The sequence below is a fragment of the Stenotrophomonas sp. EMP41 genome, from assembly GCF_047495535.1.
Taxonomy (GTDB): Bacteria; Pseudomonadota; Gammaproteobacteria; order Xanthomonadales; family Xanthomonadaceae; genus Stenotrophomonas; species Stenotrophomonas sepilia.
The window spans coordinates 584,084-609,403 of record NZ_CP179923.1 but is presented as its reverse complement, the minus strand read 5'-3'; the positions used below and the strand labels follow the sequence as shown (position 1 = coordinate 609,403).

Annotated in this window: 17 protein-coding genes, 2 tRNA genes and 1 other RNA gene; 7 read left to right on the top strand and 13 right to left on the bottom strand. The window is 67.3% G+C overall.

All coding sequences use genetic code 11. The features are described from left to right. Nucleotides 1–60 precede the first annotated feature (60 nt). The 3 genes from recR to dnaX form a co-directional block, all read right to left on the bottom strand. A complete protein-coding gene (recR, locus tag ACMGRF_RS02750; protein WP_005415496.1) occupies nucleotides 61–660 on the bottom strand; it encodes a recombination mediator RecR in 600 nt (199 codons plus the stop codon). A gap of 111 nt (nucleotides 661–771) precedes the next feature. Then, nucleotides 772–1,092 carry a YbaB/EbfC family nucleoid-associated protein gene (locus ACMGRF_RS02745; protein ID WP_019659509.1) on the bottom strand — a complete coding sequence of 107 codons (321 nt, stop codon included), beginning with the start codon at nucleotides 1,090–1,092 and terminating at the stop codon, nucleotides 772–774. 6 nt (nucleotides 1,093–1,098) lie between these two features. Continuing rightward, the gene (gene dnaX / locus ACMGRF_RS02740; protein ID WP_262257196.1) at nucleotides 1,099–3,147 is read right to left on the bottom strand and encodes a DNA polymerase III subunit gamma/tau; all 2,049 of its coding nucleotides are present in this window, start codon (nucleotides 3,145–3,147) and stop codon (nucleotides 1,099–1,101) included. A gap of 143 nt (nucleotides 3,148–3,290) precedes the next feature. Here dnaX and ACMGRF_RS02735 point away from each other — a divergent pair. Continuing rightward, nucleotides 3,291–3,383 (top strand) — tRNA-Ser (locus tag ACMGRF_RS02735). A 333-nt stretch (nucleotides 3,384–3,716) separates the two neighbouring features. Here ACMGRF_RS02735 and ACMGRF_RS02730 read toward each other — a convergent pair. Next, on the bottom strand, nucleotides 3,717–4,127 hold the full coding sequence (locus ACMGRF_RS02730) for a DUF3592 domain-containing protein (protein ID WP_275043300.1): 411 nt from the start codon (nucleotides 4,125–4,127) through the stop codon (nucleotides 3,717–3,719). Between the two features lie 314 nt (nucleotides 4,128–4,441). On the opposite strand from ACMGRF_RS02730, the gene ACMGRF_RS02725 reads away from it, so the two are divergent. After that, on the top strand, nucleotides 4,442–4,885 hold the full coding sequence (locus tag ACMGRF_RS02725) for a GNAT family N-acetyltransferase (protein WP_414485614.1): 444 nt from the start codon (nucleotides 4,442–4,444) through the stop codon (nucleotides 4,883–4,885). A 55-nt stretch (nucleotides 4,886–4,940) separates the two neighbouring features. On the opposite strand, the gene ACMGRF_RS02720 is transcribed toward ACMGRF_RS02725, so the two are convergent. Both ACMGRF_RS02720 and ACMGRF_RS02715 read right to left on the bottom strand, forming a co-directional pair. Continuing rightward, complete coding sequence (locus ACMGRF_RS02720) at nucleotides 4,941–15,830, bottom strand: autotransporter-associated beta strand repeat-containing protein (protein WP_414485613.1); 10,890 nt, start codon at nucleotides 15,828–15,830, stop codon at nucleotides 4,941–4,943. A 358-nt stretch (nucleotides 15,831–16,188) separates the two neighbouring features. After that, the gene (locus ACMGRF_RS02715; protein ID WP_049415223.1) at nucleotides 16,189–16,506 is read right to left on the bottom strand and encodes a DMT family transporter; all 318 of its coding nucleotides are present in this window, start codon (nucleotides 16,504–16,506) and stop codon (nucleotides 16,189–16,191) included. 300 nt (nucleotides 16,507–16,806) lie between these two features. On the opposite strand from ACMGRF_RS02715, the gene ffs reads away from it, so the two are divergent. Beyond that, an RNA gene (ffs, locus tag ACMGRF_RS02710) (signal recognition particle sRNA small type) lies at nucleotides 16,807–16,903 on the top strand. A 148-nt stretch (nucleotides 16,904–17,051) separates the two neighbouring features. On the opposite strand, the gene ACMGRF_RS02705 is transcribed toward ffs, so the two are convergent. Together ACMGRF_RS02705 and ACMGRF_RS02700 are read right to left on the bottom strand one after the other, a co-directional pair. Continuing rightward, a complete protein-coding gene (locus ACMGRF_RS02705) occupies nucleotides 17,052–17,819 on the bottom strand; it encodes an MBL fold metallo-hydrolase (protein WP_099494661.1) in 768 nt (255 codons plus the stop codon). After that, a complete protein-coding gene (locus ACMGRF_RS02700; RefSeq protein ID WP_049441261.1) occupies nucleotides 17,819–18,568 on the bottom strand; it encodes a 3-deoxy-D-manno-octulosonic acid kinase in 750 nt (249 codons plus the stop codon). Before ACMGRF_RS02700 ends, ACMGRF_RS02705 begins: the two co-directional genes overlap by 1 nt. Nucleotides 18,569–18,588: 20 nt before the next feature. Here ACMGRF_RS02700 and ACMGRF_RS02695 point away from each other — a divergent pair, with 20 nt between their 5' ends. Then, nucleotides 18,589–19,635 (top strand): glycosyltransferase family 9 protein, encoded by a 1,047-nt coding sequence (locus ACMGRF_RS02695; protein ID WP_049415216.1) that lies wholly within the window; start codon nucleotides 18,589–18,591, stop codon nucleotides 19,633–19,635. Between the two features lie 18 nt (nucleotides 19,636–19,653). Here the strand turns inward: ACMGRF_RS02695 and ACMGRF_RS02690 are convergent, their stop codons facing one another. Both ACMGRF_RS02690 and ACMGRF_RS02685 read right to left on the bottom strand, forming a co-directional pair. Then, a complete protein-coding gene (locus ACMGRF_RS02690; RefSeq protein ID WP_414485612.1) occupies nucleotides 19,654–20,058 on the bottom strand; it encodes a DUF6165 family protein in 405 nt (134 codons plus the stop codon). Between the two features lie 275 nt (nucleotides 20,059–20,333). Then, a tRNA-Ser gene (locus ACMGRF_RS02685) sits at nucleotides 20,334–20,424 on the bottom strand. Nucleotides 20,425–20,589: 165 nt separating this feature from the next. On the opposite strand from ACMGRF_RS02685, the gene ACMGRF_RS02680 reads away from it, so the two are divergent. Then, nucleotides 20,590–21,294 carry a PP2C family protein-serine/threonine phosphatase gene (locus tag ACMGRF_RS02680; protein WP_049439538.1) on the top strand — a complete coding sequence of 235 codons (705 nt, stop codon included), beginning with the start codon at nucleotides 20,590–20,592 and terminating at the stop codon, nucleotides 21,292–21,294. Nucleotides 21,295–21,363: 69 nt separating this feature from the next. On the opposite strand, the gene dnaQ is transcribed toward ACMGRF_RS02680, so the two are convergent. From dnaQ to ACMGRF_RS02665, 3 genes are read right to left on the bottom strand one after another with little or no spacing between them, the layout of a single operon-like run. Beyond that, a complete protein-coding gene (gene dnaQ / locus ACMGRF_RS02675; RefSeq protein ID WP_180881039.1) occupies nucleotides 21,364–22,095 on the bottom strand; it encodes a DNA polymerase III subunit epsilon in 732 nt (243 codons plus the stop codon). Between the two features lie 4 nt (nucleotides 22,096–22,099). Further along, the gene (rnhA, locus tag ACMGRF_RS02670) at nucleotides 22,100–22,552 is read right to left on the bottom strand and encodes a ribonuclease HI (RefSeq protein ID WP_005408275.1); all 453 of its coding nucleotides are present in this window, start codon (nucleotides 22,550–22,552) and stop codon (nucleotides 22,100–22,102) included. 12 nt (nucleotides 22,553–22,564) lie between these two features. Next, nucleotides 22,565–23,209, bottom strand: coding sequence for a methyltransferase domain-containing protein (locus ACMGRF_RS02665; protein WP_111191730.1), 645 nt, complete (start codon nucleotides 23,207–23,209; stop codon nucleotides 22,565–22,567). Nucleotides 23,210–23,220: 11 nt separating this feature from the next. On the opposite strand from ACMGRF_RS02665, the gene gloB reads away from it, so the two are divergent. Both gloB and ACMGRF_RS02655 read left to right on the top strand, forming a co-directional pair. Further along, on the top strand, nucleotides 23,221–23,988 hold the full coding sequence (gene gloB, locus ACMGRF_RS02660; protein WP_099494659.1) for a hydroxyacylglutathione hydrolase: 768 nt from the start codon (nucleotides 23,221–23,223) through the stop codon (nucleotides 23,986–23,988). Beyond that, nucleotides 23,985–25,187, top strand: coding sequence for a lytic transglycosylase domain-containing protein (locus ACMGRF_RS02655; RefSeq protein ID WP_180881041.1), 1,203 nt, complete (start codon nucleotides 23,985–23,987; stop codon nucleotides 25,185–25,187). The genes gloB and ACMGRF_RS02655 overlap by 4 nt, the downstream gene beginning before the upstream one ends. Nucleotides 25,188–25,320: the final 133 nt, after the last annotated feature.

Sequence of the window (25,320 nt, the reverse complement as noted above, 5' to 3'; positions counted from 1 at the left end):
CTCGGCGGGAGTGTCTTCCGCATTGTAGGCCGGCCGCGCCGGGCGATGCCCGGGTGGTGCTCAATCGCGGAATTCGCTGCGCGTCCCGAACGCGTGCGACAGCGTGCCGCGGTCAACGTATTCAAGCTCGCCGCCAAGCGGCAGGCCCTGTGCCAGCCGGCTGGGCTGCACCTTGCGCGCGCGCGCCAGCTGCGCAAGGTAATGCGCGGTGGCTTCGCCTTCGACGGTGGCACTGGTGGCGATGATCAGCTCCTGTACCTCACCTTCGGCCAGCCGCTGCTCCAGCTGCTCCAGGCCCAGCTCGCGCGGACCGACGCCATCGAGCGGCGACAGCCTGCCCTGCAGCACGAAGTAGACACCGCGAAAACCCGTCGCGTTCTCGATCGCGAGACGATCGGCCGGCGATTCGACCACGCACAGCTGGCTGCGCTCGCGGCTGCTGTTGGCGCAGGTCGGGCACAGCTCGGTCTCGCTGAAGTCGCGGCACTGCGCGCAGTGGCCGATACGCTCCACCGCCAAGGCCAGCGTTTCGGCCAGGCGCTGGCCGCCTTCGCGCTCGCGCTCGAGCAGGTGGTAGGCCATGCGCTGCGCCGTCTTCTGGCCTACACCAGGCAGCACCCGCAGCGCGTCGATCAGTTGTTCAAGCAGGGGTGCGGACACGGCGGCATGCTTTCATTGTGTCGAGCAAGCTCGACAGCTACGTGTAGAGTCGAGCCCTGCTCGACTGAGGGTTGCAGCGGGCGCCTGCAGCGACAGGCGCCCCGCCAAAAATCAGAACGGCAGCTTCATGCCCGGCGGCAGCTGCATGCCGGCGGTGGCCGAACCCATCTTCGACTTCGACTCGGCATCGATCTTGTTCGAGGCATCGTTGAAGGCGGCGGCGATCAGGTCTTCCAGCATCTCCGGGTCGCTGGTCAGCGACGGGTCGATGCGCACCTTGCGGCATTCCTTGGCGCCGGTCAGGGTCACGCTGACCATGCCGCCGCCGGCACTGCCGGTCACTTCGATCCTGGCGATTTCTTCCTGGGCCTTCTGCAGGTTCTCCTGCATCTTCTGGGCCTGCTGCATCAGTTGGGCGATATTGCCGCGCATAGTGTCTTACTCGTCAAAAGAACGGATGGAATCGGAAACAACCCGGGCACCGTGCTGTTGGATCAGCACCTGCACTTCCGGGTCATCCATGAAAACGGCCTCTGCCACCTGCTGCCGCTCGCCACGCTGGCGGTCGGCACGCTGATGCAGGGTCTCGGCCGGAACGTGTTCGGTTTCCACGGTCTCGACCACGATCTTCGGCGCCTGGCCAAGGGCCTTCTGCAGCATCTCGCCCAGGGCAGCCAGCGCGCGCTCCGAGCGCAGGTACTCAAATCCGGGCGAAAGGCCCAGTTTCAAGGTCCCGTGCTGGCAGCTGATGAAGGCGGCGTTGGCAGCCAGCTGCCGCGAGGGGCCGCTGAGGCCGCTGTTGGCGACCAGGTCCAGCCAGTCTTCGGCAGTGGCCAGCTCGCTGACACCTTCCTGCGGCGCGGCGTCACGCGTCGGAGCCGGTTCGGCCGGCGCAATGGCAATACCTTCGGCGCGGAACGAACGCTCCGGCGGCGCAGGCTCGCCTGGATCCGCGGCAGGAGCCGGCGGTTCATGCCAGGGCGCGACCATGGCGGCATCCGGGCCGGCCATCTCGGCCGCCAGGGCCCCATCCCGCGCCTCGGCTTCGTCGGTGGCCCACGGCGGCAGGTCATCGCTTGCCTCTGCAGCGATGGCAGACGCCGGCGCCTCGGCCTTCACCGGCGGCGGTGACACGGGCTCTTCCACCGGAACCGGCTCGGGTTCAGGCGTCGGCTCCGGCTCCGGTTGCGGTGCCGGCTCGGGTTCGGGTTCAGGTTCGCGCGGTGCAGCCGCCGGAGCGGCCGCCTGCGCCGCCGCAGCCGGACTGGCCGAAGCGACGGCAGCAGCCGGCGTCGCTTCATGGCTTCCGGCATCGGCGCCACCACCGGCAGCGTTGCCACCCGGCGTGCCACCCACCGCACCGTCGACGGCCTTCGGCACCGGCGGTACCGCTGCGGCCGGACGGAACGCCAGCATGCGCAGCACCGCCATCTCAAAGCCCGCGCGCGGGCTCGGTGCCAGCGGCAGATCGCGACGGCCGTTCAGGGCCATCTGGTACCAGAGCTGCACCACTTCCGGGCGCAGGCGCTCGGCGAATGCCGCCACATCCAGGCCTTCCGCAACAGCGGCGCCCGGCACCAGCTGCTGCACCTGGATGCGATGCAGGCCTTCAGCCAGCGCTTCCAGCACGCCACTCCAGTCCGGCGAGAATTCGGCCAGCGCGGCCACCACCTGCAGCAGGCGCGGGCCATCGCCCTCGGCCAGCGCGTCGAGCATCGCCGCCACCTGGGTGCGATCCACAGTGCCCAGCATGGTGCGCACCACATCCTCGCGCAGCGCGCCGCCGGCATAGGCGATCGCCTGGTCCAGCAGTGACAGGCCGTCACGCAGGCTGCCGTCAGCGGCCTTGGCCAGCTGCACGATGGCGCTGCCGTCGGCCTCGATCTCTTCCGCCGCCAGGATGCGGGTCATCTGGCCCTGGATCTGGTCTTCGTCCAGGCGCTTGAGATTGAACTGCAGGCAGCGGCTGAGCACGGTGACCGGCAGCTTCTGCGGATCGGTGGTGGCCAGCAGGAACTTCACGTGCTCCGGCGGCTCTTCCAGCGTCTTCAGCAGTGCGTTGAACGCCGCCTTGGACAGCATGTGCACTTCGTCGATCAGGTAGACCTTGTACTTGCCGCGCGAGGGCATGTACTGCGCGTTCTCGATCACCTCGCGCACGTCGTCCACGCCGGTGTTGGACGCGGCATCGATTTCCAGCAGGTCGATGTAGCGGCCGGCGTCGATGTCCAGGCAGGCGGCACACTGGCCGCACGGGTCGGCGCTGGTGCCCTGCTCGCAGTTGAGCGACTTGGCGAAGATGCGCGCGATGGTGGTCTTGCCCACGCCACGGGTACCGGTGAACAGGAACGCATGGTGGACCCGGCCGCTGTCCAGCGCATTGCTGAGCGCACGGACCACATGCTCCTGGCCCACCAGCTCGGCAAAACGCTTCGGACGCCACTTGCGGGCAAGGACGAGATAGGACATCAGGCCACCGTTTTCCATCGGATGTTCCATTGTGCCATGCCTGTCCAGCCCCTTCGCCAACAATGCCCCCGGACGCGTCCCTGATCTGGGCGCTTGTGTCCGCCCGCGCCGCCCGCTAGAATCTGCGCCCCTGCTGAGGCGTTTGCCGATGGCAGGGATCCGGAGAGGTGTCCGAGTGGTTGAAGGAGCACGCCTGGAAAGTGTGTAAGCGTCTAAACCGCGCTTCGGGGGTTCGAATCCCCCTCTCTCCGCCAGACAAACGCAAAGGGCCGCCCACAGGGTGGCCCTTTTGCGTTTGCCTGGCGGATGGGATGGGTGGTGAGAAGCCCCGCCGGGGTTCGACGGTTCTGCAGGAGCTGAACCGGACAGCCGCAGGCTGGTCCCGGGGCGCAACGCGCATCGGGATCGGGTGCAGGGGATGCACCCGACAATCCCCCTCTCTCCGCCAGATAGATGAAGAAGCCGCCCAGTGGGCGGCTTTTTCATTTGGCTGTCGGGAATCGCCGCAGGTACTACCGGACTGAACGGGCCTGCCGTCGTGGCCGGTCCAACGGCCCGCCCGCCGACGGCGCGCGATCCGCCGCGGGTCATCTGCGCCGGAGCAGTCCCCGCACGCAGGCGCCGACGAACACCAGCCCCAGCAGCACCCACACGACCGTCATTCCCCACAGCGCACCGAACGTATCCAGGACCGGCTCCAGCCGCGGTTGCGCCGGGTCGTACAGCACGCGTACCGGTTGCCCCGGCTCATAGCCGAAAATCATGCCGCCCTGCGGGTACGAGACGCGTTGGCCGGTCGCGGTGGTGAACGCGACCTGCGGATGCGATCCGCCGGCGTTCAGGCGCTCGACCTGGCCATCAACGGCCTGCGCGACCTCCAGGAACTCGAAGCGATGCGTCACCTCGAAGGCGGCCATGGCAAGGATCAACAGACCCACCGCGCCAAACAGCAGACCGCGCATGAGCTGGGCAGGCCGGAGAAAAGAAGGGTCGGGCATCGCTGGGCAGCTCCGTTGCAGGCGGGAAGACGAATGGGGCCGGCGGATCCTGCCGCGCGGTCAGTCCCACATGTGGAAAGCATAGCCCAGAAGCCACCGCGCCCCACTGCACGCCATCGCGACCGGATGCGCCTCGCCATTACCCGCCACCGACGCACCCGCCTGGTACAGGCGCCTGCATTCCGCACGGTCATTCGAGTGGGGAAGAAGTCACCTGTAAAGGATCGGCATCGCTCCATGTACCCTTGAACGCTTCGCCCCCTCCCAACGTCTGGACGGTTGAAATGCAGCCGGGCAACTCCATGGCGTTTCCCATGAATCTCCGCCTCTACCGCCCCGCCGATGCCAGCGCCTGCCTGTCGATTTTCGACAGCAACGTACCCACCTACTTCGCGCCCGAAGAGCGCAGCGACTTCGAACGCTTCCTGCACGAGCAGGCCACGGACTGTGCATTCCAGGTGATCGAGCGCGATGGCAGCGTCGTGGCCTGTGGCGGCCTCTCGCGCCGTGGCGACGGCAGCGCCGGCTTCTGCTGGGGCATGGTGCAGCGCGCGCTGCACCGGCACGGCCTGGGCCGCGAACTGGCACTCGCACGCCTGCGCCAGGCCGAAGCGGATTCCTCGATCAAGCGCATCACGCTCAGCACCAGCCAGCACACCCAGGGCTTCTATGCTGGCCTGGGCTTCCAGGTGACGCGGATCGTGTCCAATGGCCACGGCGCCGGGATCGACGCCGTGGAGATGGAGCGGAGGGTCTAGCCCTCCGCCCGCCCTGGATCCACGCGAGCCTGGATCCAACGTCGCCGCGCTTTCCTCAGAAGCCCACGCGCAGGTTGATCTGCCCGCCCACATCGCGGCGGCCGTCGCCATGCTGGCCCTGTACGAACATCGACAGCTGGCTGTTGCGGCCAAGGCCGACCGCTACACCGAGCTGGCTGACCAGCGCATTGCGTGCCATCACCGCACTGTAGACATCGAAGGCATTGCCGCCCACCGCGAAGCGGTTGCGGCTGGCCACATCGGTGTCACCCGAGGCGTGCTGCCAGCCGAGGCCGACGGTCAGCTGCGCCGGGAAGCGCTCGCCGCTGCCCACGTCCCAACGGCCGCGCACGCCCACGGTGCTGACATTAAGCGTGTCCTTGCCGCCTTCCAGCACCAGTGCCGCGCTGCCGCCCTGCTCCACCGCACGATCGCTGTCGACCCAGTGCTTGGTGAACTGCACATAGGGCTGCAGCTGGGTCCTGCCGTGGGTCCATGTCCAGCTGCCTTCCATCTGGGCGATGGTCACATCGGAATCCTGGCGGCTGTACAGGGTCTGGCCCAACAACGGCACTTCACGCGTGGTGCGCGTGCGGTAGTCACCGCGCGACACGCTGCCACCCACCGCGAAGCCGTTGTTCCACTGTCCCTGTGCATACAGGCCGAACGTGTTGCCACGCAGGCGGGCCCGCGAGCTGCGATCATACAGCCGCGTATCCAGCCGTTCGTTGCCGGCCGCTGCACCCAGCACCACATGCTCGCCCAGCTGCCAGTCGACACCGGCCATCAGCGCATTGCGATTGGCGCGGATCTCATCGCCATTGCCGTCGCCATCCTGCCTGAACACCTTGCCGCTGCCGGCCAGCCAGGCCGAAGCGCGCTCGCCCCGCACGGTCGGCAGTTCGCTGCCCAAGCGCTGGCGGATGCCCTCCTCCAGGTAGTTGTCATACAGCAGCACTGCGCGGCTGGCCGCATGCACTTCACCGGAGAGCTGGTCGAACGCGCTGCGCGCAGTGCCGGCGTCATACATCAGCACCGTGTTGTACAGGCCCAGGGCCGCGCCACTCTGCGGCAGGCTGTCCAGCGCCGCGGCGGTGTTGTACTGGTTGCGCGTGTTGGCCACGGTGGTGAACGCTGCAGTCTGCGCCACGTCGATCTGCAGGTTCGCCGTGTTCGCGGTATACACCGGAGTGATGGTCAGGAAGGCCGACGGCGAGGTTGCCGCAGCGAACTGCCCACTCACGCCACCGCCCGCATTGACCACCGTGTACTGCTGGCCCTGCTGGTAGCTGGTGCTCGGCGAAATGGTATTCACCCGCACGGTGCTGCCGCCCACATTCGCGCTGCCGCCGACCTGCACCGTGTCGCTGCCGGTGGCGCCCAGGTCGATGCCCAGCGTGCTGCCCGGCGACAGCGTCAGGTTGCCGCCGACGGTGATCGTTCCGGTGCCATTGCCGGCACCGCCGCCATTGCCCGGGCCATTGCCCGGCGACAGCACGCCACCGCTGGATACGGTCACGCCACCGCCGGTACCGCCGATGGTGCCGGTGCCGGAGAGCGTGGTGCCACTGCCGATGGTCCACTGGCCGCCGATGTTGCCGGTGACGTTCAGGCCACCGCCGGTGACCTGGCCCGTGCCGCTGAAGCCAGCACTGTTGCCGCCCAGATTCAGGCTGCCCGGGCCGGCCTGCACGATGCTGCCGCCACCACTGATACTGCCGCCGAGCGTGGTGGTGCCACCGGTGTTGATGACCAGGCCACCGTTGTTGGTGATGTTGCCGGTGATCGCACCGCTGGCCCCACCGTTGCCGACCTGCACGGTGCCGCCGGCATTGATGGTGGTACCACCGGTGTAGGTGTTGTTGCCGGTCAGGACCACGGTGCCGGCACCTGCCTGGGTCAGGCCGCCACTGCCGCTGATGGTGCCGCCCACCGTGGTGTTGCCGCCGACGTTGAACACCAGGCTGCCGTTGTTGCTGACATTACCGGTGATCGCACCGCTGGCGCCCCCATTGCCGACCTGCAGCGTGCCGCCGGTGTTGATGGCGGTGCCGCCGGTATAGGTGTTGTTGCCGGCCAGGATCACGGTACCGGTGCCGGCCTGGGTCAGGGCGCCGCTACCGCTGATGGCGCCGCCGACGGTGGTGGTGCCGCCCACGTTGAACACCAGGCTGCCGTTGTTGACGACGCTGCCGCCGATGGCGCCGGTCGCACCGCCATTGCCTACCTGCAGCGTGCCACCGGTGTTGATGGTGGTCGGGCCGGTATAGGTGTTGTTGCCGGTCAGGGTCAGCGTGCCGCTGCCGGCCTGGGTGAGGCCGCCACTGCCGCTGATGGTGCCGCCCAGCGTGGTATTGCCCGCCACGCTGGACACCAGCGTGCCGTTGTTGGTGACATCACCGACGATTGAGCCCGTTGCCCCGCCATTGCCCAGCTGCAGCGTACTGCCGGCGTTGATGGTCGTGCCGCCGGTATAGGTGTTGGTCCCGGTCAGCAGCAGCGTACCGCTGCCGGCTTGGGTGAGGCTGCCGCTGCCACTGATGGTGCCGCCCAGCGCGGTGTTGCCGGCCACGTTGGAAATCAACGCGCCATTGTTGGTGATGTCGCCAGCGATGGCGCCGGTCGCGCCGCCGTTGCCCATCTGCAGCGTGCCGCCGGTATTGATGGTGGTCCCACCGGTGTAGGTGTTGTTGCCCACCAGGGTCAGCACACCGCTGCCCGCCTGGGTCAGGCCACCACTGCCGCTGATCGCACCGCCGACCGTGGTGTTGCCCGCAACGTCGAACACCAGGCTGCCGTTGTTGGCAACGTTGCCGGTGATCGCGCCGGTCGCACCGCCATTGCCCACCTGCAGCGTGCCGCCGGCATTGATGGTGGTGCCGCCGGTATAGGTGTTGTTGCCGGTCAGGGTCAGCGTGCCGCTGCCGGCCTGGGTCAGGCCGCCGCTGCCGCTGATGGTGCCACCGAGCGTGGTGTTGCCGGCCACGTTGGATACCAGCGCACCGTTGTTGGTGATGTCGCCGATGATCGCGCCGGTCGCACCGCCGTTGCCGATCTGCAATGTGCCACCGGCATTGATCGTGGTTCCACCGGTGTAGCTGTTGTTGCCGGTCAGCACCAGCGTGCCACTGCCGGCCTGGGTCAAGCCGCCGCTGCCGCTGACCGCCGCGCCCACGGTGGCCGTCGTACCCAGGTTGTAGACCAGGCTGCCGTTGTTGGTGATGTCGCCCAGCACCGAGCCGGTGCTGCCGCCGTTGCCGATCTGCAGCGTACTGCCACCGTTGATGGTGGTGCCTCCGGTATAGGTGTTGTCGCCACTGAGGATCAGCGTGCCGGTACCACTCTGCACCAGGCCGCCGGTACCACTGAGCACGCCGGCGAAGGTCGTGCTGCCGTTGTTGCCGCCGGTGGTCAGGGTTGCACCGCCCAGCACCACGCTGGAACCGGTCACGCCAGCGAGGCCTCCGATGCTCTGGCTGCCACCGGCGCTGATATCCAGCGTACTGGCACCGGCCAGGTTGACCGTGCTGGCACCGGACAGGCTGCCGCCGGCTGCCACCGCCAGCGTCCCACTGTTGATGGTGGTGGTGCCGGTATAGCTGCTGGCACCGCCCAGGGTGACCGTCGCCGCGCCATCCTTCAGCAGGCCACCGGCACCGCTGATCGGGCCGTTCAAGGTCAGTGCGTTGCTGCCGCCCAGAGTCAGCGTGCCGCTGGCCAGCTGCACGGTGTTGGCCAGCGTCAGCGCGCTGGTGCCATCCAGGCTGGCGTTGCCGCCTACGGTCAGCGCACCGGTTCCCAGCGAACCGTCGTTGCCCAGTAGCAGGCCACCGGCATTGAGGGTCACGCCGCCCGTGAAGACGTTGACGCCAGTCAAGCCCTGGATGCCTGCGCCGTTCTTTACCAGCCCCCCTGCCCCTCCGATGGTGCCGGCGAACGTGGTATTGCCCACGCCATTGAGGGTCAGCGTGCTGCCACCCAACGCCACTGAAGAGCCTGCCACGCCTGCCAGCGAACCGATCGCCTGCGCGCCCCCCGCACTGATGTCGAAGGTGGTACCGGCGTTGGCCAGGTTCACCGCACCCGTCGCAGCGAGGCTGCCACCGGCGCCGATCGCCAGCGTCCCGGCGTTGATGGTGGTGCCACCGGTGAAGGTGTTGGTGCCGGTCAACGTCTGGGTACCGGAGCCTTCCTTGATCAGCCCACCGGAGCCGGCCACCGAGCCACTGAACGTGCCATTGGTGGCGTCTCCGATCGTCAGCGTGTTGGCGCCCAGGTTCACCGTGCCGTTGCCGATCAGGGTACCGAACTGCTGCGTGCCGCTGCCTGCCGACAGATCGAAGGTCGCCCCCGAGGCCAGGTTGACGATGCCACTGGCGTGCAGGCTCGCGCCCGCGCCCAGTGCCAGCGTACCGGCGTTGATGTTGGTGCCACCGGTGTAGCTGTTGGTGCCGTTCAAGGTCAGCGTCGCGGCACCCTCCTTGGTCAGGCTGCCGGTACCACTCAGGTTGCCGTTGAGGGTGAGGTTGTTGCTGCCCAGGACGGTCAACGCGTTGTTGAGGATGAAGTTGTTGCCGAGGATGACCGCAGTGTTCGAATCGAGCGTCGCAGCGCCTCCGACCGTCACCGTACCGGTGCCCAGCGCAGCATTGTTGCCGACCACCAGGCCACCGGCGTTGAGCGCCACGCCACCGCTGAAGGTGTTGGCACCATTGAGCGTCTGCACGCCCGCACCGTTCTTGATCAGGCCGCCACTGCCGCCGATCACACCGCTGAAGGTGCTGTCCACGGTGCCGCCCAGGGTCAGCGTGCTGCCGCCCAGCGCCACCGTGCTGCCTGCAACGCCGGCCAGCGAACCGATGGCCTGGTTACCCGCGGAGATGTCGAGCGTGCCCGCACCGGCCAGGTTCACCGCGCCGGTTGCGGCGAGGCTGCCACCGGCACCGATCGCCAGTGTGCCGCTGTTGATGGTGGTACCCCCGGTGTAGGTGTTGGCACCGCTCAGGGTTACGGTGGCCGCACCGTCCTTGATCAGCCCGCCCGTGCCGGAAATCACGCCCCCCAGCGTCAGCGCCTGGCTGCCGAGCAGATCGAGGTTGGCACCCGCTGCCAGCCCGATGTTGTTGGCAAGGCTGACGCCGGTCGTTGCATCCAGCGTTGCGTTGCTTCCGACCGTCAACGCGCCGCTGCCGAGCGCAGCGTTGTTGCCGACCACCAGGCCACCGCCGTTCAGTGCAACGCCACCACTGAACAGATTGGTGCCACCCAGCGTGAGGATGCCGGCGCCATTCTTGACCAGGCCACCGGTGCCGGAAATCGTGCCATCGAAGAGGCTGTTGCCCACACCACCGAGTGTCAGCGTCTGTGCCCCCAGGCTCACCGTCGAGCCGGCCACACCGTTCAACGAACCGATGGTCTGGTTGGCACCTGCGGTGGAGATGTCGAAGCCGGTGCCCGCGGCGCTCAGCGTCACCGCGCCGGTCGCGGCCAGGCTGCCGCCCGGACCGATCGCCAGCGTGCCAGCGTTGATGAAGGTGCCGCCGGTGTAGGTGTTGGCACCGGTCAGCGTTTCGATGCCCGCGCCCACCTTGGTCAGGCCACCGGTGCCTGTGATCGAGCCACTGAAGGTGCCATCGGTGGCGCCGCCGACCTCGATCGAGTTGGCGCCGAGGTTCACCGTACCATTGCCGACCAGCGTGCCGAACTGCTGCGTGCCGCTGCCGGCAGACAGATCCAGCGTGGCACCCGTGGCGAGGTTCACGGTACCGCTCGCCGCCAGGCTGGCACCGGCCCCCAGCGCCAGCGTGCCGGCGTTGATGTTGGTGCCACCGGTATAGGTGTTGGCGCCGTTCAAGGTCAGCGTCGCGCTGCCGTTCTTGGTCAGGCTGCCGGCCCCGGACAGGACGCCGTTGAGCGTCAGTGCATTGGTCCCGAGCACGGTCAGCCCGGCGTTGAGCGCGATGTTGTTGGCCAGCGTTGCCAGGCCGGTGGTATCCAGCGTGGCGGCACCACCAACGGTCAATGCGCCGGTGCCCAACGCCGCATCATTGCCAAGCACCAGTCCGCCCGCGTTGAGCGTTACGCCGCCGCCAAACGTGTTGGCACCGGACAGCGTCTGTACGCCCGCGCCTGCTTTGATCAGACTGCCGCCGCCACTGATCACGCCATCGAACGCGGCGTTGCCGGCCGTACCGAAGGTGAGCGAATTGCCGCCCAGCGCCAGGGTGCTGCCACCCGCACCGTTGAGCGCGCCGATGGTCTGGCTGCTGCCGGCACCGGAAATATCAAAGCCAGCGCCTGCACCCAACGTGACATCACCCGCTGCAGCAAGGCTGCCGCCCGTGCCCAGCGCCAGCGTGCCGGCGTTGATCGTGGTCCCGCCGGTGTAGGTGTTGGCACCGGACAGCGTCAGCGTGGTGGCACCATTCTTGACCAGGCTGCCATTGCCGCCGACCACGCCCGACAGCGTCAGCGCATTGCTGCCGGGCAACGTCAGTACGACGCCCGAGCCCAGCGTGACCGCATTGCCCAGTGCCACCGCGGCGCTCGCATCAAGCGTGGTACTGGCATTCACCGCCAGCGCGCCGGTACCGAGCGCATCATTCGCGCCGACCACCAGGCCTCCCCCGTTCAAGGTCAGGCCGCCACTGAAGGTATTGGTGTTGTCGAGGGTCAGCAGGCCCGCACCATTCTTGATCAGGCTGCCATTGCCTGCCACCACGCCACCGAGGGTGAGGTCGTTGCTGCCACCCAGCGTCAGCTGCGTACCGGCACCGAAGTTCACTGCATTGGCCAGGTTCAGCGCCACGGTGCTGTCCAGCGTGGTCGTGCCACCAATGCCCAGTGCACCGGTACCGAGTGCACTGGCGTTGCCGAGAATCAGGCCACCGTCGTTGAGTGCAAGGCCACCACTGAAAGTATTGGCACCGGACAGCGTCTGCACGCCGGCACCGGTCTTGATCAGGCCGCCGGTACCATCGATCACGCCGGCAAAGCTGCCATTGCTGGCGCCGCCAAAGGTCAGCGACTGCGCGCCCAGCACCAGCTGGCTGCCTGCCACGCCATTCAGCGCGCCGATGGTCTGCGCCGCACCGGCTGCGGAGATGTCCAGCGTCGCACCGGCACCGGCAAGATCCACCGCACCGGCCGCGGCAAGACTGCCGCCCGCCCCCAGCGCCAGCGTGCCGGCGTTGATGGTGGTGCCACCGGTGTAGACGTTGGCGCCGGACAGGGTGAGGCGGGCCGCGCCGTCCTTGATCAGCCCACCGGCACCGAATACCGGACCGGTGAGGGTCAGGTCATTGCTGCCCAGCACGGAGAGATTCGCACCGGCGGCCAGGCCGATGAGGTTGCCTACGGTGAGTGCAGACGTTGCATCCAGCGACGCGTTACCGCCCACGTCCAGCTGGCCGGTACCCAGTGCCTGCGCATTGCCCAGCTGCAGCAGGCCCGCGTTGAGGCCGACGCCCCCGCTGAAGGTGTTGGGTCCATTCAACGCCAGCGTGGCCGTACCATTCTTGACCAGGCTGCCAGTGCCACTGATGAGACCGCCCAGTGACACGTCCTGGCTGCCCAGCAGATCCAGCGCCGCGCCTGCCCCGAGGTTGACGTTGTTGGCGAGGTTCAGCGCGACCGAACTGTCCAGCGTGGCAGTGGCGCCCACCGACAGTGCACCGGTGCCCAGTGCGCCGGCGTTCCCCAGGAACACGCCGCCGCCGTTGACGGTGAGCCCACCACCGAAGCTGTTGGCGCCGTTGAGGGTCAACGTGCTGGCACCGTTCTTCACCAGCCTGCCGGTACCGGACACCACGCCACCCAGCGTGATCGCCTGCGAGCCCGGCAACGACAGCGCCGCACCGGCGCCCAGGTCAACGTTGTTGGTCAGGCTCAACGGGGCGCTGCCATCGAGCGTGACGTTGCCGCCGATGCCCAGTACTCCGGTACCGAGCGCGCCGCTGTTGCCCAGCAGCAGGCTGCCGGCGTTTGCGTTCAGTCCACCGCTGAAGGTGTTGGCGCCGTTCAAGGTCAGTGTCGACGCGCCATTCTTGACCAGGCTGCCGGTGCCAGTGATGTTGCCGCCCAGGGTCAGGTTCTGGCTGCCCGGCAGGGTCAGTGCCGCGCTGAGGTTGATCGCATTGCCCAGGTTCAGCGCCGCAGTGGCGTCCAGCGAGCCGTTGCCACTGACCGTCAGCGCACCGCTTCCCAGCGCACCGGCGTTGCCCAGCACCAGGCCACCGGCCGCAAGATTCACCCCACCGCTGAAGGTACTGGCACCGGTCAGCGTCTGCACGCCGGTACCCTGCTTGATCAGCCCACCGGTGCCGCCGATCACGCCGGCGAAGGTCTGGTTGGTGGCATCACCGAAGGTGAGCGTGCTGCTGCCCAGCGCCAGGGTGCTGCCCGCCACACCGGACAATGCACCGATGGTCTGGTTGCCACCCAGCGAGATATCCAGTGCGCTGCCAGCGCCGGCCAGGCTGACCGCGCCGGTCGCCGCCAGGCTGCCACCACTGGCCAATGCCACCGTTCCGGCATTTACTGCCAGCCCACCCGTGAACGTGTTCGCGCCGCCCAACGTCAGCGTGGCAGCGCCGTTCTTGACCAGGCTGCCGCTCCCACCAATGACACCCCCCAGCGTCAGCGCATTCGAGCCCAGCACATTGAGCGAACCACCGGCGCCAAGCGTGATGCCATTGCCCACGGTGAGCGCGGCGCTGGCGTCGAGCGATACCGCACCGCCGACGTTCAGTGCCCCGGTTCCCAGTGCACCGCCGTTGCCCAGCACCAGGCTGCCCGCGTTGAGTGCCAGACCACCGTCGAACGTATTGGCGCCGTTGAGGGTCAGTGACGATGCACCATCCTTGATCAAGCCGCCAGCGCCACTGATCACCCCGTTGAAGGTGAGCGCCTGCCCGCCAAGCAGATTCAGGCTGGCACCCGATCCGAGGCTGACCGCATTGGTCAGCGCCAGCGCCGTGGTGCCGTCGAAGGTGGTGTTGCCGCCGACAGAGAGCGTACCGCTGCCCAGCGCGGCGGCATTGCCCAGCAACAAACCACCGGCGTTGAGCGCAAGACCGCCCGTGAGGCTGTTGACGCCCGACAGGGTCTGCACACCGGTGCCGAGCTTGATCAGGCCGCCGGTGCCTGCTGCGAACGTGCCGCTGTAGCTGGTATCGCCCAGCCCGCCCAGGGTCAGGGTGTGGCTGCCGAGGTTGACCGAACCGCCAAGCCCGGCCAGCGAGCCGATGGTCTGGTCGGCCGCCGCCGAAAGATCCAGGCTGGTGCCGACGCCCAGCGTGATCGCGCCGGTGGGCGACAGGCTGCCGCCCGCGCCCAAGGCCAACGCGCCCCCGGCCAGGTTGAAGCTGCCGCTCAGCAAATTGGCACCGTTCAGGGTCAGCGTGCCCGCACCGTTCTTGGTCACGTTGCCGGCACCGGAAATCGAACCACTCAATGTCAGCGCATTGCTGCCCAGCAGGTTCAGCGAGCCCCCGCCATTGACCACCAGGTTGTTGCCCAGGTTGAAGCCCGCCGTCGTATCCAGCGAGGCGCTGCCACCGACGGTCAGGTTGCCGCTGCCGAGTGCACCGGCATTGCCCAGCAGCAGGCCGCCGGCATTGAGGTTGACGCCACCGGAGAACAGGTTTGCGCCGCCGAGAGTAACGATGCCGGTGTTGTTGACCGTCAGCCCGCCTGCGCCTGAAAGCACGCCATTCAGGCCGAACGCATTGGTCCCGGCCAGGGACAGATTGCCGCCGAGGTTGAACGCATTGGCCAGATTCAGACCGGCCGTGGAGGAGGCGATGGCACCGCCGTTGGCCGTGAACAGCCCTGTGCCGAATGAACCGGCGTTGTTGAAATTGACCAGGCCATCATTGAGCGTCGTCGGGCCGGATCCGCCCCATGCGCCCTGCAGGTTCCAGGTACCGCTGTTGACGGTGAGCCTCTGGAAGTTGAGGTACTGGTTCCAGCCCAGTGTGGTCACCGCTCCACCGGTGCCGGCCCCCGGACCGCTGACGACGTTCTGCAACACCAGCGTGTTGTTGGCCGCACCACTGCCGGTACCGGCGTCGACCGATCCCGCAGCCGCAACCTTCACCCCGGTAACACCGGTAATCACGCCGGCAAGAGCGCCGCCGCCACCGGTCACAACGCTGGAACCCGACACTGCGGTGAAGGTGTTGCCGCCGGTTGAATCACCCAGGTGAACGCTGCCACTGACCGCCCCCGCATTGAGGAACGTATTACCGCCAGAAGCGCCCAGGCCGACACGCCCGTCGATGGTGCCGGTGTTGGTCACATTGGCTGCCGCACCACCGTAGGTCACCACCGTAGTCGCGTCGGAAACGCTGCCTGCGCCGATCAACGACGTGCTGATCAGGCCGGCGTTGTTGATGGTGGTGGTGCCGTTGACATTCTGTGCCACCAGCGCCTGTCCACCGAAGCCCAGCAGCGTTGCGATGTTGACGACACCCTTGATCTGTCCGCTGGCGTTGTTGTTGACGACGATCGCGCTGTTGTTGGCAGAAGCATTGCCGATGACCAAGCCGGGCGAGGCGAGGACGATCGAGCTCGGATCGATCGTGCCATTGTTGTTGACCGTCACGTTGTCGCCGGTCAGCGTTGCTGCGTTGCCTCCACCTACGATCGGCGGCGTACGCAGCAATGCACCCGCAGCGATGTTCAGCGTGAGGCCGTTGGTCGCGTTGGAGTAGTTGTTGATGTTGGTGGTGCTGTCGCAGTTCACGGTCGTGGTGCCCGTGCACGCTGCGAATGCCGATCCGCTGGCCAGCGTGGCGGCCAATGCCGCCGCCAGCTGGTGCGCCCGCAATCGCGGCACCCGCCCTGCGCTGACCGCGCTTCCGCCGGGATTCCGGGTGACCTCCGAAGCAACCTGCATTACCCCAAGGGCGCGATTGAAAACCAGACGGTAAATGCGGTTCATCGGCAAATCTCCATGAAAAGACCGGATGGCACAGCTGGCAGGTTTTTTGGAGACAATGCGGGCCGCCCCTGCTCCCGATACGGGAACAAGGCCTGAAGGCATTAACTCCTGAAAATCTTCACATCTTCACGTGATCGCACCCCGGGACAGGTACGTCAGCATTTCCATCAAGACGAAAACTCCCCGATTTCGCCCGACGAATGGCGGCACTGTGCGACCCGCCGTGCCAGCGGCATGTGAATCGCGCGCGTTATTTTCATGACGCACGTCAAATAAAAGGGGTCGGCAGAATGGTTTTGCCGAAAATGCATATCGCTATATGTGGCGGGGAATCCATCCCCGCCATGAGTAAATAAATTCAGCTACTGGAGAGTTTCATCAGCACCAGACCGGAAACAATCAGCACCGCTGCACCGATCCGCATCGGGCTGACCTGCTCACCCAGGAACACGATGCCGACCGCGAACGCGCCGACTGCGCCGATGCCGGTCCAGATCGTATAGGCGGTGCCCAGCGGCAGGCTGCGCATGGCCACCGCCAGCAGCCAGAAGCTGGCGATCATGCCGATGATCGTGACCACGGTGGGGGTAAGCCGGGTGAAGCCTTCGGACTGCTTCATGGACACGGCCCAGACGATTTCCAGCAGGCCGGCAAACAACAGATAGATCCAGGCCATGACGGCCCTCCTCTTGGTAGGGCCAGGCCGTCCTGGTCATTGGTTCCCGATGTGGGGGAGGTCGTTCCTCCTGGCCGGCATTCTAGCAACGGGGGTGGGTGCCGGCCGCTGCCGGCGGCGACGGGTTACAGCCGATTCAGTGCGTGAAGCTGGCATCGACGCACCCGCCTGCGCTAGAATGAGCGCCTGCCATCGGCCAGCCGATGTGCAGTCCGGCTGTGGTCTCCGGCGCATCGCGCGCTGCTTCCCCTGATCCGTGAACTGGCCGCCCACCGGGCGGCCAACGTCTCTATGGTGGCCCCGTCGGCCCCTCGCGACGCTAGGTCGAAAACCCCGCCAGGGCCGGAAGGCAGCAACGGTATCGATCGACGCGGGCGCCGAGGTCAGCCGGCGGGGCCACCGCCTTTTCCGGCGACGCCCGCGCCTCTGGTAGATGCCAACCTTGGTTGGCGCCCTTTGCCGGGCATGGCCCCGCGCTACTGCAGCGCGCTCCAGCGCCTCCAGTCCAGCGGCCAGCGCCGTATCGGCGGGCTGGCCGGTTCCGCTCACGGCGGATCCTGCGCCAGTACGTGCGGCGCGGTCGGGTCAGCCAGCGGCACGCACTGCCCCGGCTGCGCCACGCGGTGCCCGCGCGCGGCCAGCGCCTGGCCATCGGCCACGCTGGCGTAGTGGTAGAGCATCATCCGCGCCTGCAGTTCGATGCTGTACTCACGCTCCAGGTCGTCCACACCCGTGTGTGACGGGTTGCCGTGCAGGCCGCAGTCGTGGGCGATCAGTTCGTTGTCGTTGGCGTAGCGCGCCAGCATCTCCGGAATCGGCCGGGTATCGCCGCTCCAGGTCAGCGCGCCCTGCAGGCGCAGGCCATACGCCGTCTCCGGCCAGTGATGGCGCACCGGAAACACCTCCAGGCGCACCCCCTCATGCCAGAACGCCTCGCCCACCACGATCAGGTGGAAGGCATCCCAGAAATTCGCACCGCCCTCGGCCAGCACGTTCGGATAGTCAGCAATGCGCTTGTGCAGCAGCGGCACCACCGTGGCAGGCACGTACAGGCGCACCTTGCCGCGTCGGTGCGCATTGAAGAAAGTGTCCACGAACAGGCGCTCGAAGCCGGCCACATGGTCCAGGTGCACATGGGTGACAAACAGCGCCTGCGGCATGTGCCCGTAGTGAGCCTTGAACGCGGTGAGGCCTTCACCGCCGCAATCGATGGTCAGCCACGGGCGACCACCGCGCTCGATCACCGACATCGGCGATCCCAGCTCGACCGCCGACGCATTGCCGACGCCGAGGAAACGCAACGACCAGTCCATCAGGTGCCCCGGTTCCAGGCCATGTCATAGGCGCGGCGCAGCCGCGCGTAGTCCTTCTGCACGTCTTCCACGCTGCGCTCGCCGCGCAGCTTGACCAGCGAGCGCAGCAACCGCTTGAGGTTGCGTTCGCGCCAGGCGGTGGCCGGGATGCGGATCACCCCACGGTCGAAATCGATCAGCCAGCCATGGCCACTGCCATCGAACAGGATGTTGTGCGCGTTGAGGTCGGCATGGTCCAGGCCGGCACGGTGGAAACGGGCGATCAGGCGCCCGGTCTCCTCCCAGGGCGCGCCCCGACCCGCAACCAGTGCGCGGTCGGCCAGCGAGCGCACGCCCTCGATCCGTTCCATCAGGATCGCCGCCCGGTAGCGCAGGCCCTCGCGCATGTAGAACGCCGCGATCGGCCGTGGCACCGGCAGCTTCTTCTCGCGCAGCGCGCGCATCAGCCGGAATTCGGCGAAGCTGCGGGTCCGGTCCGAGCCGCGCCAGAGGTACTGGTCGTGGCTGATCCGGGCCGCCAGGCCGCCGCGCAGGTAGTGGCGCAGCACGCTGGCACCGAACGGCGCATCGACGAACCAGGCGCTGCCGCGGCCGCCCTCGCCCACCGGGCGGGCCTTGCTGCCCCAGTGCTGGGGCGAGAACAGGCCAATATCGGCTTGCCGCAGCCGCTCGCGGTCGAACAGAATGGCCCCGATGCCGCGACCCTCGCGGCATGGCGTCAGCGCTTCATTGGCGTCGAATGCGACCATTTCATTGAGTCTAACAACACATGGCATCAGCGTCCTCCTCCTTGTGCCTCCTGCGCCTGTCCGCACTGGGCGACGTCACCCACGTGGTGCCCCTGGTGCGCACCCTGCAGGCCGCACGCCCGGACACGCCGATCCACTGGATCATCGACAAAGCCGGCCACAAGCTGCTCGACGGGCTGCCCGGCGTCACCTTCCATGCCTACGACAAGAAGAGCGGCATGGCCGGGGTCAAGGAACTGCGCAGGCAACTGCCACCGGGGCGCTTTGAAGCGCTGTTGCAGATGCAGGTCGCGTTCCGCGCCAACCTGCTGTCGGCCTTCATTCCGGCCGAGCGCCGCATCGGATACGACCGCAGCCGCTCCAAGGACCTGCACGGGCTCTTCATCAACGAGCGCATTCCCGATCGCCCCGGCATCCACGTGCTGGATGCCATCGGCAGCTTCTGCGAACCGCTGGGCCTGCGCCAGACCGAGGTCAGCTGGGATCTGGCGGTGCCGCCGTCCGCCCATGAGTGGGCAGCGGCGCAGTGGCAGGACGATGGCCGCCCGGTGCTGATGATCTCGCCCTGCTCCAGCCACGTGCGGCGCAACTGGTATGCGGACCGCTATGCAGCGGTGGCCAACCATGCCGCACAGCGCGGTTGGCGGGTGGTGCTGTGCGGTGGCCGCAGCGAGCTGGAGCGCAGCATGGCCGACGCCATCCAGGCGCAGCTGCAGACGCCGGCACTGGACCTGGTCGGCAAGGACACGCTCAAGCAGCTGCCCGCCCTGCTGGCCCGCGCCAACCTGGTGATGACCCCGGACTCGGGCCCGATGCACATCGCCAACGCAATGGGCACCAAGGTGCTGGGGCTGCATGCGGCCAGCAACCCGGACCGCAGTGGCCCGTACTCGGACCGCCGCTACTGCGTGGACCGCTACGACGATGCGGCACGCAAGTACCTGGCCAAGCAGGCCACCGATCTGAAGTGGGGCACCAAGATCGAGTTCGACGATGTAATGGAACTGATCACCGTAGAAGACGGTATCGCCGCCTTCGAACGCTACGTCGCCGACCACCTGGGGTGAGCGGCGGCCTGCCCGGGATCACGTGCGCTGCGCGTAATCCTGATAGGACTTCTCTTCCACGTACGCCGAACCCAGCGCCAGGTTGATCGCCTTCTTGATGCGCGCGCGCTCGTCGTTGCGCAGGTAGACACTGCGCGCCAGGTCGATGAAGCCCTGGTCGAACGCCCGCGCCTTCTCCTTCAGGCGGATGTCGTCCTCGATGTCCCACAGTTGCTCGTTGACCGCCTTCAGTTCGGCACGCAGCCTGGCGACATCCTTCACCGCCGCCGGGTGCGCCATCCAGGTCTGCTCCAGCGCCGACAGCTCCCTGCGCACATTGGCCAGCTTGCCCTCGTCGCTGATGCGCTCGGACTTGATCTGCAGGATCGAGATCTTGTCCAGCAGCTCGCCGAACGAGACGGGGACGAGGATTTCAGCGGTCATCGGGGAAAGCTCCAGCAAGTGATGCGTGCAGTTTAACCCGCGACTGGCGATGGGACAGGTAGAGCCGCCACGCGTGGATGGTCCAGCCCGGCAGCAAGTGCATCCACGCATGGCGTGGATCCGCGGAGGCATCTGGTGGAACAAGCCCCTCTGTTGAGGGGCTACCCCGACCGGGGCGGGGAGAGGCCGGCGAAGGGGCGACGCGCGCAAAGCGCGTCGTGTCCCGCGCCAGATAAAGAAAAAGGGCTGCCGAACGGCAGCCCTTTTTCTTTATCTGGCGGAGAGGGGGGGATTCGAACCCCCGAGGCGCTATAAACGCCTGCCTGATTTCGAGTCAGGTACATTCAACCACTCTGCCACCTCTCCGGGTGGTCCCCGGCGGACCGGGGACGCGCATCATACGAGGAAGTGAGGCCGGCGACAAGTCATTCCGGTCAATGAAGTGAAGATTTCCTGAGCGCATGCCTTGCCGGATGCCTGCGGCCCCCCGATGATGCCTGTCTCCCCAGCAATACCCTGCCCCCGCACCCCATGATCGAATTCGGACACCTCACCCACCCCGGCATGCGCCGCGAGCTCAACGAGGACACCTACTACGGTGACAGCGAGCTGGCCCTGTGGCTGGTGGCCGATGGCATGGGCGGCCACGCCTGCGGCGAAGTGGCCAGCGCGCTGGCGCGCGAGACGATCGTGCGCGAGATCCGCCGCGGCGCGCCGCTGGCGCAGGCCATCCGCACCGCCGATGAAGAAATCATCCGCGCCTCGCGCCGGCGCAACGACACCCTGCCGATGGGCACCACCGTGGTTGCAGCACGCGTGCAGGGCAATCGCTATGAAGTGGCATGGGTCGGCGACAGCCGTGCGTATCTGTGGCGCGATGGTCAGCTGGCGCAGCTCAGCCAGGACCACAGCGTGGTGCAGGAGCTGGTCGCGCAGGGCAACCTGACTGCCGAGCAGGCACGCGCGCATCCGCATCGCAACGTGGTCACCCAGGCGCTGGGCGTGACCGACCCTGCGCATCTGAACGTAGCCACCACCAGCGGTGAGTTGCGCCCAGGCATGCAACTGCTGCTGTGCAGTGACGGCCTGACCGAGGAAGTGGACGACCGCAGCATCGCCCGCACCCTCGCCTTCGACGATGCCAGCGCGCAGGAATGCGTGGACACACTGGTCGCGGCCGCGCTCGACGGCGGAGGCCGCGACAACATCAGCGTGATCCTGGTGCGCTGCCATTAAGCGGTAGATCCACGCCATGCGTGGATACGGTACTGCCGGCCAGCGGCCGGCAGTACCCCATGCCAGGCATTACGCGCTGGCGGGCTCTTCCACCTTCGGGCCATCCCACAAGGCGTAGCCGGCCTTCTTGCGCAGTCGTTCCAGACGCGCGCTGTGCGCTTCCAGCTCAGACGGGGTGGCCACCACGCGTGGGCGCGGCAGCAGTTTGCTGGTATCGAAGGCCTGCAGCGCGGCACCGGCGCCACCGCCGCCATCGTCGCCCAGGCCGAAGCCGATCTCTTCCTGGCCCGAGGTCAGCGCGATGTAGACGTCGCCCAGGATCTGCGCATCGAGCAGGCCGCCGTGCAGCGCACGGTGCGAGTTGTCCACGCCCAGGCGCTTGCACAGCGCATCCAGCGAATTGCGCTGGCCCGGGAAGCGCTCGCGCGCCATCACCAGGGTATCGATCACCGTGCAGCGATCGGTGATCTTCCCGTACTGCGGGCCCAGCAACGACAGTTCGTTGTCGAGGAAGCCCAGGTCGAACGCCGCGTTGTGGATGATCAGCTCGGCGCCATCGATGAAAGCCAGGAATTCATCGGCGATCTGCGCGAAGTCCGGCTTGTCAGCCAGGAACTCCAGGGTCAGGCCGGTGACTTCCTGCGCGCCCTGTTCGAACTCGCAGTCCGGCTTGATGTACTGGTGGTAGTTGTTGCCGGTCGGGCGGCGCTTGAACAGCTCCACGCAGCCGATTTCGACGATGCGGTTGCCCTTCTTCCACTCCAGGCCGGTGGTTTCGGTATCGAGGATGATCTGACGCATGGGCTCAGTTTACCGGGCTGGCGTCGCGGATCTGGATGGCCGCGTTGCGGGCCAGGGTATCCACCCGCTCATTGTCCGGATCGCCGGAGTGGCCCTTCACCCAGCGCCAGTCGATCTGGTGCCGCAGCGTGGCCGCATGCAGGCGCTCCCACAGCTCGCGGTTCTTCACCGGGTCACCGCCGGCGGTCTTCCAGTTCTTGCGGATCCAGCCGGGCATCCATTGGGTCAGGCCCTGCCGCACATACTGCGAATCGGTGTAGAGCACGATGTTGCACGGCTCGGTCAGCGTTTCCAGACCGGAAATGGCCGCCATCAGCTCCATCCGGTTGTTGGTGGTGTGCGCTTCGCCGCCGCTCAGTTCACGCTCGTGGCCCTTGTAGCGCAGCAGTGCAGCCCAGCCGCCGGGGCCGGGATTGCCGAGGCAGGAACCGTCGGTGTGGATTTCAATGGTTTTCAATACAACTCCAGATCAGGTAGCAACGGTGCCGTGCCAACGCACCGGCAACGGTTTCGGCCCGGGCAGGGCCAGCGTTCGCTTTTCAGCATGGAACAGGCAGGCCGCGCGCAGTGGCGACCAACCGCCCGCGCGACGGCTGCCGGCGCCGCGCCAGAGCGGGCCGAGGAAACGCATATCGTCGCACTCCAGCCCGTGGCGGCCGAGCAGCAGGCGGATCCGCTGCGGCGTGCGCACCACCAGCCCGTGCTGGCGCCAGTGCGTGCGGTAAGGGCTGAACGGGTTGAGGCTGCTCAGCCACAGGTGGCCGCCCGGCATCAGTACGCGCTCGCACTCATCGAGCAACCGATCAGCGTCGGCTGCGGTGACATGCTGCAGCACGACCGCATTGACGCTTTCATTGGCCAGCGGCAGCGGCAGCGCACAGCGGGTGTCGCCGGCATAGCCCTGTCCCTGCCGGAACAGGCGCAGGCCGCGCCCGCCCAGCTGCGCATCGCCCAGCCAAGCCGCACTCGGCGCGATCCACAGCCAGGGCTGCACCGGCAGCAACGACAGCTGCGGCAGCAGCAGTTGCCGCTCCAGAACGCGCAGGGCTTCCGCCGGTTCGCTGTCGAACCACGGGGTCTGGCTCGCTTGACGGGTGCTCTGCAGCGCGGGCATGGTCCAATTCTATGCGACTGACTGCCCTGCCCGCATTTGCGGACAACTACATCTGGACGTTGATCGACGACGACGACGGCGCCGCCGTGGTCGTCGATCCCGGCGATGCCGCGCCGGTGCTTGCGCTCGCCGATCAGGGCCTGCGCGTGGACACGATCCTGCTCACCCATCATCACGATGACCACATCGGTGGCGTGCCCGCGCTGCAGACACGTTTTCCCGGAGTCCGGGTGATCGCGCCCGTCGAGGAGCGCATCCCCACGGCAACCGAACGGGTCGGCGAAGGTGAACGCGTTCAGGCACTGGGCCGGACGTTCCACGTACTATCCGTGCCCGGGCATACCCGCAGCCACATCGCGTTTCACACTGCTGAACATCTTTTCAGCGGAGATTCGTTGTTCAGCCTGGGCTGTGGACGCCTGTTCGAAGGTACGCCGTCCCAGCTGCTGGCATCGATGCGCAAGCTGGGTACCTTGCCCGCGCAACTGCTGCTTTGTTGCGCTCATGAGTACACCGTGTCAAATGCCGTCTTCGCGCGGCATGTCGACCCCGCCAACGCTGCCTTGTGGCAGCGCCAAGAGGAGGCTTTGGCCATGCGCCGCGATGACCGTTCCACCCTGCCGGTAACCCTGGCCAACGAATTCGACTGCAATCCGTTCCTGCGTGTGCACACTGCGCCGATCCGCGCGTCGGTGTCGGCACACCTGGGCCGTGACGTCGTTGACGACGTCGACGTGATGGCCGGTCTCCGGCACTGGAAAGACGGCTTCCGCGCATGATGCGCCGAAGTCTGCCGCTGGCCCTGGGCCTGGTCCTGGGGCTGGCCGGAACCGCCGGCGCCCAGTCGCTGGGCGCTGGCATCGGCCAGAACCTGACCGCCGCCGCGGCCCTGCCACTGGATCCGGCCGCGTTGCCGGCCGCGTCGGTCCGCAACGGCCAGGAGATCTTCTCCAGCTTCCGCGACGGCCTGGCCGAGCCCACCTGCAATGCCGAGGCCACCAGCCCGCGCTGGCAGAAGCAGTTCGCCCACGCCCCGTCGCGCCTGGCCAACCAGGATGACGATGCGCTGGTGCTGTTCGGCTATGTGGTCGAAGAGCTGCGCAAGGCCAACCTGCCCACCGAGTTCGCGCTGATTCCTTTCGTGGAAAGCGGCTACCGGCCCAATGCCCGCAACGGCAGCGGCCCGACCGGCCTGTGGCAGTTCATCGCCACCACCGCGCGCAATCACCGCGTGCCCATGGCCAACGGCTACGACGGCCGCCTGTCGGCGGTCGATTCCACCCAGGCCGCAGTGCGCTACCTGAAGACCCTGCACGGCATGTTCGGCGGTGACTGGCGCCTGGCCACCATGGCCTACAACGCCGGCGAGTACCGCGTGCTGCAATCCATGCGCAAGGCCGGCATGAACGCGCAGAACGCCAAGCCCTCGGCGCTGCCCGGCCTGTCGCCGGTCACCCATGCCTACGTCGAGAAGCTGCATGCCCTGGCCTGCGTGCTGGAAGACGTGGAAGACCAGCCAGGTGTCATGGCCTCGCTGGACCGCACCGTGCCGGTGCTGAAGGACCACACCCTGCCCGCCGGCACCAGCGTCCAGCAGTGGGCCGCACAGCGCGCCCTGGACCCGGCCCGGATCGCCCGCCTCAACCCCGCCCTGGCGGGCGGTGGCCGCGTCTCGTCCGGCACCACCCGCGTGCTGGCGCCGGTCTCGGCCGCCAACGCGACCGTGGCGGACACCGCCACCGCGCTGGTGGCCAGTAGCGTACCTGTCGCCGCCGCCTCGCCAACGCCGCAGGCCGCCAAGACCGTGGCCGCGATCGCCGATCGTCCGCGCAGCCGTCGCCACACCGTGCGTGATGGTGAATCGGCCTGGACCATCGCCCGCCGCTATGGCATGCCGGTCAAGGCGCTTCTGTCGCTGAACGGCCTGAGCGGCAGCAGCGTGCTGAAGCCGGGTGCGGTGCTGCGCGTCGAAGACTGACGCACAGGCCAGGCCCTCCTGTAGAGCCGAGCCCATGCTCGGCTTTTTTCTTGCCTGCGACTTGTCGGGGTTCATGACCAGCCGAGCACGGGCTCGGCTCTACAATTCGATTTCCAGCAGCGCCCGCACAAAA